The organism is Aeromonas sp. Y293-4 (assembly GCF_027705905.1).
GTDB classification, from domain to species: Bacteria; Pseudomonadota; Gammaproteobacteria; order Enterobacterales; family Aeromonadaceae; genus Aeromonas; species Aeromonas veronii.
The window spans coordinates 1-6,391 of the sequence record NZ_JAPDCI010000044.1; the positions used below are offsets into that span (position 1 = coordinate 1).

The following is a 6,391-nucleotide window of genomic DNA, read 5'->3' on the forward strand; positions in this document are numbered from 1 at the left end:
GGGCTGGGCGCGGCCAGACGACCCGCTCCGGGCGCGGTTGCTACGGCCCGACTTCGAGGCGTTCAAGGACAAGAGCGACAAGACCGCCATCAAAAAACAGATCACTGAACACCTGCTCGGCGCCGCCGCGCAGGGGGTGATCTCCAATGCCGCGGAGCTGCGGGACTACCTACAAACATCGCTCGGGTGCGAAATCACACGCGCTGGGGCCGATTACACCAGCATCAAGCCGGAGGGCTATCCCCAAGCTATCCGGTTAAAAGGGGAACTCTATGGAGCATCTTGGACAGCAGAAAGAACGCTTGAGCGAGAGGCTCGCGCAACAGCACGAGCAGGCATTGGGCGAGGTGGAGACGTTAGCGAAAGCGGTGCTCGACGAGCTCAAGAAAGACTTAAAAAAGCGTGTGAACGGCGAGCTGAATACAACCGTGGGCGCTATCCGGGACGGGATAAAGGGATTGCCACAGCAGATCACCGACTCGGCCGACCCATTGAGGGAGGTTTTGGATCAGGCCCAGAGCGAGGCCAACACCCTCAAGCTGATCTCCAGCGTCTGGCTCAAAGCCTTGCTGGTCGGGGTATGCACCGCCGTGGGGATCGGGCTGGGGAGCTGGGGTGTATTGAGCTGGATGGGCAGCGAAGTTCAGCGACTGAACAGCGAGATCCGCAGCGCGAAAGCCACGCTGGCCCAACTCCCCAATGGGGTGAGTTACGTCAAGGGCGAGGATGGCAAGGGCTACATCCTAGCCCCCAGCATAGGGACGCCGTTCGAAACGAAGAGCGGCAAGATGGCCGTGGAGGTGAACTGAATGACCGAACTGGAGCGGATACTGCTCGACAGGCTAGAGCAGATAGAGACAGCGCACCGGCAGCAGACGGCGGCTTTGGAGCAGCAATTGCAGCAGCAGGCGCACTCTTTGAGCGAGTTGCAGACCGCTTGCACCAGCGCGCTGGCGAGCTGCGGGACGCTATGCAGCGAGCTACAGCGTTCGTTCGAGACGTTGCAGAGCGGGGTAGAGCGGTCGAACAGAGCGACCACGACAGCGTTTGGCAGCTTGAACAACAGTGTCAACGACTTGAGCAAGGCGCTGGACGCCTTGCAGAGGGCGCAGCGTTGATCGCAGACAGGGCTGCGGATCTGCGAAAAGAGCAGCGGCGAGATCGTGGCTTGAGCATGTGATATATCGTCACAGTGACAATAATTAAGGAGATCGGGTATGAAATCAGGTCGGTTGGGCACACCTGACACAGTGGCGCATATTCGCCAGTTCCCCCCGGTTGAGTACGAGCTGGCGAGCTATCAAGGCTCCCCGTGGCTATGGGCCGATGGAGAACCGCTGATCGACCTCCTCGATGCCACCATAGATTGGATGATCGATGACGACGGCAGCCGCTGGATCGTCATTGATACCGAATACCTGCGCCAGCAAGTGGCCCACTATGCCCTGTTGTCCGCCGATGCATGGCGGCAACGGCTGCTCGATGCAGGCGTGGAGGTGGATTGAGGTGCGATTGAGTGATCGGTTTCCGGGGCTGATGCTGTGGCATACGGTGGCGGCACTGGCCGCCGTGTTCGCGGCGAAATCCCTGCTGTACTGGGCTGCGGACAGGTTGGGTCTTGGGCCGCTCTACAGCGTCTTGGCGGGGCCTTCGTGGGATATGGCGGCATGGATTGCACTGCTGGCGCTGGTGCTGCGCTGGATGCGGGTATAGGGCCTGCCGCGCTGCGCTTGGCGGCCCCCGAGCCAGTGGCGACAGACTGCGCTAGTCGCCCCAGTTCGGGGGCTGCATTGCAGTACTGCAATCGGGCTGTGACGGCGCTTGGATTGCGTGGTAAATTTGGGTATCGCTAGGTAATACCTTTGACTAACAGTGAGGTCTTATGTCCGCAGCTACCAAACCCATGTCTATCAAACTTGATAGCGATACCCAAAGCCGGATCAAGCAGCTAGCTGCTGCCCGCGACCGTTCAGCGCACTGGATGATGCGCGAAGCCATCACCCAGTATGTTGAGCGCGAAGAGCGCAAGGAGGCGTTCCGCCGCGATACCCTCGATGCTTGGCAGGAGTTTCAGGAGACTGGTTTGCATGTCTCTCTTGAGGAGGCAGATCAGTGGTTGGCTGGTTGGGGCACCGAGATTGAAGGTGGTGCACCTGCATGCCACAAGTGATCCTCTCTCCGGCTGCTCTGCGTGACCTTAAACGGCTGCGCGAGTTCTTGCACAGTAAGAGCCCGGTTGTTGCACAGCGAGCAGCCCAAACCATCCGTTCGGCGCTGGCCCAGCTCGGGCAACAACCCGCGATGGGGCGTCCTATTGAGGGGCTCCCGGAGGTGTTCCGCGAGTGGGTGATCCCCTTTGGGGGCAGTGGTTATCTGGCGCGTTACCGCCTAGAGGGCGAAACCGTAGTGATCTTGGCTCTGCGTCACCAGCGCGAAGCCGGGTTTATTTAGGTCAGGGAGGTGTAATGGGTGGTTTGAACTGGGAAAAAGCTGCTAAAAACGCCAAGGCAGACAAGCGAGCTACAGGGCTGGATCTCCTCCGCAACCCTGCTGATGAGATGAGCGAAATTACTCGGTTGCAGCAGGCTCGGCAGAAGAAGAACAGACCTACCCCAAGGGCAAAACTGGACGTTGTAGACGTAGCTCCTGAACTTGCAGGGCAAGCGGTGGGCGAGGCAATACAAAGGGGTCGGTTGATCGATAAGGCGTTAACCTTTGAAGAACGCAAGGCGGCGGCATTAAAGCGTCACGCAGAGAAAACAGGTAAGACCTTACCAGAGCCCAATAAGCCACAGAGCAAGACGGTGCAGCACAAGGCCGATCAGGCAGAGAAAAAGCAACGACGAGCAGCCAAGGCAGAACGAAGCAAGCTGCGGGCTGAATGGCGCAAGACTTTGCCGCCGGAGCAGGCTGAAGCGAATATTAATCAGCTCAAAGCGGAAACCAAAGCCGCACGGAAGAACCGGGTGCCGGTTGACGACACTCCACCGTGGTAAACGAGAACCAAGATATGCAAGGTGATTTGGACCAAGAGGCTTGGGAGCGCTCACACATTGAGGCTGCATTGAGTGAGGCAGATACTGGTGACTTTTTGCCGGAAAAAGAGATGGCAGCGAAGTTCAATCAGTTGGGCCAGCGGAACAACGCAGAGGCCGACCGTTGGAAGCTTGAGAACCATGAGGCCATCCAAGAACTGAATCGGATAGTCGAAGAGCGCGGCTTATTTTCCGATGGATTATTTGATGTCGAGCAGGTCATGGAGAGGGTTAGCAATGGAGAAGAGACCCTGCACTCACTGGACGATGTGGAACGAGAGTTAGGCTTTGATATTAGCGGGGAGTGACTGATGCGTAGACTGCCTAATAAATACGAGAGGTGCATCTTGTATCAGGGAGCTAAAGACGAGGCGTTTGCTTCACCTGGTGAAGAGTATGCAGCCGCATTTTATTGGTTATCGCGTATCGACTGGCTCGATTTAGACGAGGCCAAGGTGATTGCCAAGCAAGCATCAGAGAGAGTTATTGCAGTTCACGCATCAAGTAATTCAGATGGGGATGATGCAATTTTCGCTGTCGTTCGTGAGCGTTTGACCAGCCCAAAGAAGGGGGTCAGGAAGCATCTTGGAGAGCTGTGAAACTACTGGGATAGGTAACGTTGCCGAGGCAAGGTTAGTGCTGTAACGTATTGCCCAGAAAAGACAAACCCCGAATCTCTGCGTTTCAACTTGGCGGAAGAGAACAGAGGATTCGGGGCCGTTCACAAAGAACAGGGAAAGCATAACACATGCAAGATATCAGACAACCCAGAACCGCCAATAAGGCGGTTAGCATTGCTAGGTAACTTCAAGCAACTCCTGCCCGAATTTGTCGAGTGTCAGCCAGTTAAGGGCGGCCCTACCTGCTGGCTACCTCGCGATAGCGCCATGCAGATCGAACGCATCAGGGCGCATCTCAATGACCGTCATTGGCTGATGGTCGATCATGACTGCTCGCCGACTGTTCACGCCCACACCCTGTACGACATCGAGCCGAACGTGGTGGTCTACAACCAGACCAATCCCCATCGGCACCAAGCCTTCTGGCTGCTAAAAGATCCGGTCTACTGTCAGCCGGAGGTACGCGAGCGCCAGCCGTACCGCTATCTGACGGCCATCGAGGCCGCCTATGACGAGCATTACGGGGCCGATCTCTGCTTTGCGCGTCACATCCATCGTAATCCCTGCGCCTTCATCAACGATACCGACTGGCGGCACTGGCGGACACACACGCTTACAGAGCTGGCGGCACCGGTAAATCTATCTGCACGGCGAGCCAAGGCGCTAGACCGCTCCATAGACGCCTCAGAGGGCCGTAATAACGCTTTGTTTGATGAGGTAAGGCGATGGGCTTACCCACAGGTAAAAATCGCTCGTAGCGCGTCCTATGAGGTTTGGCATCGTCAGGTAGTGACACGAGCCTTGGCTATGTCAGAGCAGATCGTCAGTGACAGAGGGGCATTGCCTGCCCGTGAGGTGGGTTATGTGGCCAAGAGCGTGGCCGAGTTCGTCTACTACCGCTACACCGGGGCAGGCAGCGTTCTGACGCCAGAGCTTCGGGCCATCAAGGCCGAGCAGGGGCGGAAGGGCGGTAAGCGGTCCAAGGGAGGGGGAAGGCCGACAGGCACAAACCGGACGAACTGGGAGCTTTGGGAGGCTATCCAGCGCATGAAGGCTGCCGGATACCCGCACAGCACAATCGCCGCTGATCTCAATATCTCAGGCAGTACGGTCAGCAAGTACGCCAAGATTTCAAAATAGCGATCGCGAAAACAAGCTATCAGTTGATCCCCCCCTTTGAGGGGGTCTTTTTCCCCGCAAAGGGGTTTTCTTTGAGCTCTAAAAAGCATTGAAGAGAGAGGATCGGTGCGAGGGGGGTAAGGCCGTTCCCGAAGGGCGGTCCATCAGGCCATGTGTTCGGCCTGTGGGCCGTAGGTCTTATCCCCGGAGCTGTTTTGTCTCTGCTGTTCGCAGTGCCCGCAGGATCTCCCCGGCCTGCTCTGGGGTCAGCACCACCACCGACCCTCCATCTCGGATCGCTTGCATCTGGGCATCCAGCCCCTCCACCAATGCCCGATTTATCGTCACAGTAACGTTATTGTCCTGCTGCTTTGCACGGTAGGCGGCCTGTCGTTCTGCCCCTGTTTTGGCTGTTCCGGTCTTTGGCCTACCCCGTCCGCGCTTGATGCCAAACATGTCCCCAGTCCCCTGATCCTTGGTGTCCTTCATGGTGTTATTTCCTGTCACTGTAACGGTAATTGATTATGTGTCACTGTGACGATAATTGGCAAGTTGCCGACCCCCTATTTTTTTGCTGTACTGGTATTAAGCCAGCCGACCCGTATTACGTTTTAGCCTGCTTCGCGGCTCAACGTAACACGGGGCTGGTGAGGGGCTATGCCCCTTCAATCCCCCTAAACCCACCGCCGGAGGCAGCGTGTCCAAGGCCCAAAAGATAACCACCGTCAGTGTCAGGATCGACGCGCCGACCGCCGCCGAATGGCGGGGAAGGGCGGAGGCATCTGGCCTCAGTTTGTCGGACTGGATCAGGGGGGCGGTGGACGCCCAGCAGCAAACGCACCTGCCGACGCCGACCCGTCGCCCCGTCCGAGTTCGGGATACCAGCAACGATGCCGATCCGGTGTTGATGCGCCAGTTGGCCGGGATGAGCAACAACCTCAACCAGATAGCCCGAGCCCTGAACGAATGCCGGTTGGCCGGCTCGTCGGTGCAACTGGTGGAGTTGCTGGCCCTGCTGCGCAGCATCGAGGCACAGGCGGGCCGCCTGCTGCCCCAGTTGCCGCCGCCCCCCAAGCCTGCGGCCAAGGGGCGCGACGATGCTCATTAAATTCCTCTCCCACGGTACGGGCAGCGGTGCCCGTGCTTCGGCCTACCTCATGGGCTCTCACGATCACACAGGTGAACCACGGGCAGGGGTGGCGGTACTGCGGGGTGATCCGGTGCTGTTCGCGGCGGTGGCCGACTCGCTGCCGTTCCAGCATCGATACCGGAGTGCGGTGATCTCGTGGGCGACGGAAGAGGCCCCGACCGCCGACGAGATCACGGCGGTTTTGGCAGACTTCGAGGCGGTGGCGTTTGCAGGGCTAGAGCCGGAAGACGTCCACCTGACGGCGGTTCAGCACGACGAACCGGATGGCGGGGTTCACGTCCACATCCTGATCCCCCGTGTTCACCTGGGCACGGGAAAATCGTTCAACCCGGCCCCACCTGGTCACCGTAAAGCCTTCGATGCGGTAAGGGATAAACACAACCACGAAAAGGGCTGGGCGCGGCCAGACGACCCGCTCCGGGCGCGGTTGCTACGGCCCGACTTCGAGGCGTTCAAGGACAAGAGCG

At 58.4% G+C, this 6,391-nt stretch carries 13 protein-coding genes; 12 read left to right on the plus strand and 1 reads right to left on the minus strand.

Features of this window, described 5'->3' with window-relative positions; translation table 11 throughout:
* The first annotated feature begins 272 nt into the window (after window positions 1-272).
* From OKC31_RS21255 to OKC31_RS21300, 10 genes are all read left to right on the plus strand, one after another.
* Window positions 273-809, plus strand: coding sequence for a DUF1640 domain-containing protein (locus tag OKC31_RS21255; RefSeq protein WP_270657701.1), 537 nt, complete (start codon window positions 273-275; stop codon window positions 807-809).
* Window positions 810-1,118 carry a mobilization protein gene (locus OKC31_RS21260; protein WP_270657703.1) on the plus strand — a complete coding sequence of 103 codons (309 nt, stop codon included), beginning with the start codon at window positions 810-812 and terminating at the stop codon, window positions 1,116-1,118.
* A 99-nt stretch (window positions 1,119-1,217) separates the two neighbouring features.
* A complete protein-coding gene (locus OKC31_RS21265) occupies window positions 1,218-1,505 on the plus strand; it encodes a hypothetical protein (RefSeq protein WP_270657705.1) in 288 nt (95 codons plus the stop codon).
* A 7-nt stretch (window positions 1,506-1,512) separates the two neighbouring features.
* Window positions 1,513-1,713, plus strand: a complete 201-nt coding sequence (locus OKC31_RS21270; protein WP_270657707.1) for a hypothetical protein — start codon at window positions 1,513-1,515, stop codon at window positions 1,711-1,713.
* Between the two features lie 190 nt (window positions 1,714-1,903).
* On the plus strand, window positions 1,904-2,170 hold the full coding sequence (locus OKC31_RS21275) for a CopG family ribbon-helix-helix protein (RefSeq protein WP_231556881.1): 267 nt from the start codon (window positions 1,904-1,906) through the stop codon (window positions 2,168-2,170).
* Window positions 2,158-2,451 (plus strand): type II toxin-antitoxin system RelE/ParE family toxin, encoded by a 294-nt coding sequence (locus OKC31_RS21280; protein ID WP_270657709.1) that lies wholly within the window; start codon window positions 2,158-2,160, stop codon window positions 2,449-2,451. Before OKC31_RS21275 ends, OKC31_RS21280 begins: the two co-directional genes overlap by 13 nt.
* A 14-nt stretch (window positions 2,452-2,465) precedes the next feature.
* Window positions 2,466-2,996, plus strand: coding sequence for a hypothetical protein (locus OKC31_RS21285; RefSeq protein WP_270657710.1), 531 nt, complete (start codon window positions 2,466-2,468; stop codon window positions 2,994-2,996).
* A gap of 14 nt (window positions 2,997-3,010) precedes the next feature.
* On the plus strand, window positions 3,011-3,343 hold the full coding sequence (locus OKC31_RS21290; protein WP_270657712.1) for a type II toxin-antitoxin system CcdA family antitoxin: 333 nt from the start codon (window positions 3,011-3,013) through the stop codon (window positions 3,341-3,343).
* A gap of 3 nt (window positions 3,344-3,346) precedes the next feature.
* On the plus strand, window positions 3,347-3,634 hold the full coding sequence (locus OKC31_RS21295) for a hypothetical protein (protein WP_270657714.1): 288 nt from the start codon (window positions 3,347-3,349) through the stop codon (window positions 3,632-3,634).
* A 288-nt stretch (window positions 3,635-3,922) separates the two neighbouring features.
* Window positions 3,923-4,795: a replication initiation protein gene (locus tag OKC31_RS21300; protein ID WP_442865768.1), complete on the plus strand. Its 873-nt coding sequence runs from the start codon at window positions 3,923-3,925 to the stop codon at window positions 4,793-4,795.
* A gap of 177 nt (window positions 4,796-4,972) precedes the next feature.
* On the opposite strand, the gene OKC31_RS21305 is transcribed toward OKC31_RS21300, so the two are convergent.
* Window positions 4,973-5,263 (minus strand): hypothetical protein, encoded by a 291-nt coding sequence (locus tag OKC31_RS21305; RefSeq protein WP_223933946.1) that lies wholly within the window; start codon window positions 5,261-5,263, stop codon window positions 4,973-4,975.
* Between the two features lie 208 nt (window positions 5,264-5,471).
* Here OKC31_RS21305 and OKC31_RS21310 point away from each other — a divergent pair, with 208 nt between their 5' ends.
* Window positions 5,472-5,882 (plus strand): MobC family plasmid mobilization relaxosome protein, encoded by a 411-nt coding sequence (locus OKC31_RS21310; protein WP_442865770.1) that lies wholly within the window; start codon window positions 5,472-5,474, stop codon window positions 5,880-5,882.
* On the plus strand, window positions 5,872-6,391 hold a 520-nt coding region (locus OKC31_RS21315), incomplete at its 3' end, for a relaxase/mobilization nuclease domain-containing protein (RefSeq protein WP_270657719.1). The genes OKC31_RS21310 and OKC31_RS21315, both read left to right, overlap by 11 nt.

Bases quoted from the DNA above. Each gene is read 5' to 3' on its own strand.
- OKC31_RS21255 (WP_270657701.1), top strand. From the start codon at position 273: ATGGAGCATCTTGGACAGCAGAAAGAACGCTTGAGCGAGAGGCTCGCG.
- OKC31_RS21260 (WP_270657703.1), top strand. From the start codon at position 810: ATGACCGAACTGGAGCGGATACTGCTCGACAGGCTAGAGCAGATAGAG.
- OKC31_RS21265 (WP_270657705.1), top strand. From the start codon at position 1,218: ATGAAATCAGGTCGGTTGGGCACACCTGACACAGTGGCGCATATTCGC.
- OKC31_RS21275 (WP_231556881.1), top strand. From the start codon at position 1,904: ATGTCTATCAAACTTGATAGCGATACCCAAAGCCGGATCAAGCAGCTA.
- OKC31_RS21280 (WP_270657709.1), top strand. From the start codon at position 2,158: ATGCCACAAGTGATCCTCTCTCCGGCTGCTCTGCGTGACCTTAAACGG.
- OKC31_RS21285 (WP_270657710.1), top strand. From the start codon at position 2,466: ATGGGTGGTTTGAACTGGGAAAAAGCTGCTAAAAACGCCAAGGCAGAC.
- OKC31_RS21290 (WP_270657712.1), top strand. From the start codon at position 3,011: ATGCAAGGTGATTTGGACCAAGAGGCTTGGGAGCGCTCACACATTGAG.
- OKC31_RS21295 (WP_270657714.1), top strand. From the start codon at position 3,347: ATGCGTAGACTGCCTAATAAATACGAGAGGTGCATCTTGTATCAGGGA.
- OKC31_RS21300 (WP_442865768.1), top strand. From the start codon at position 3,923: ATGCAGATCGAACGCATCAGGGCGCATCTCAATGACCGTCATTGGCTG.
- OKC31_RS21305 (WP_223933946.1), bottom strand. From the start codon at position 5,263: ATGAAGGACACCAAGGATCAGGGGACTGGGGACATGTTTGGCATCAAG.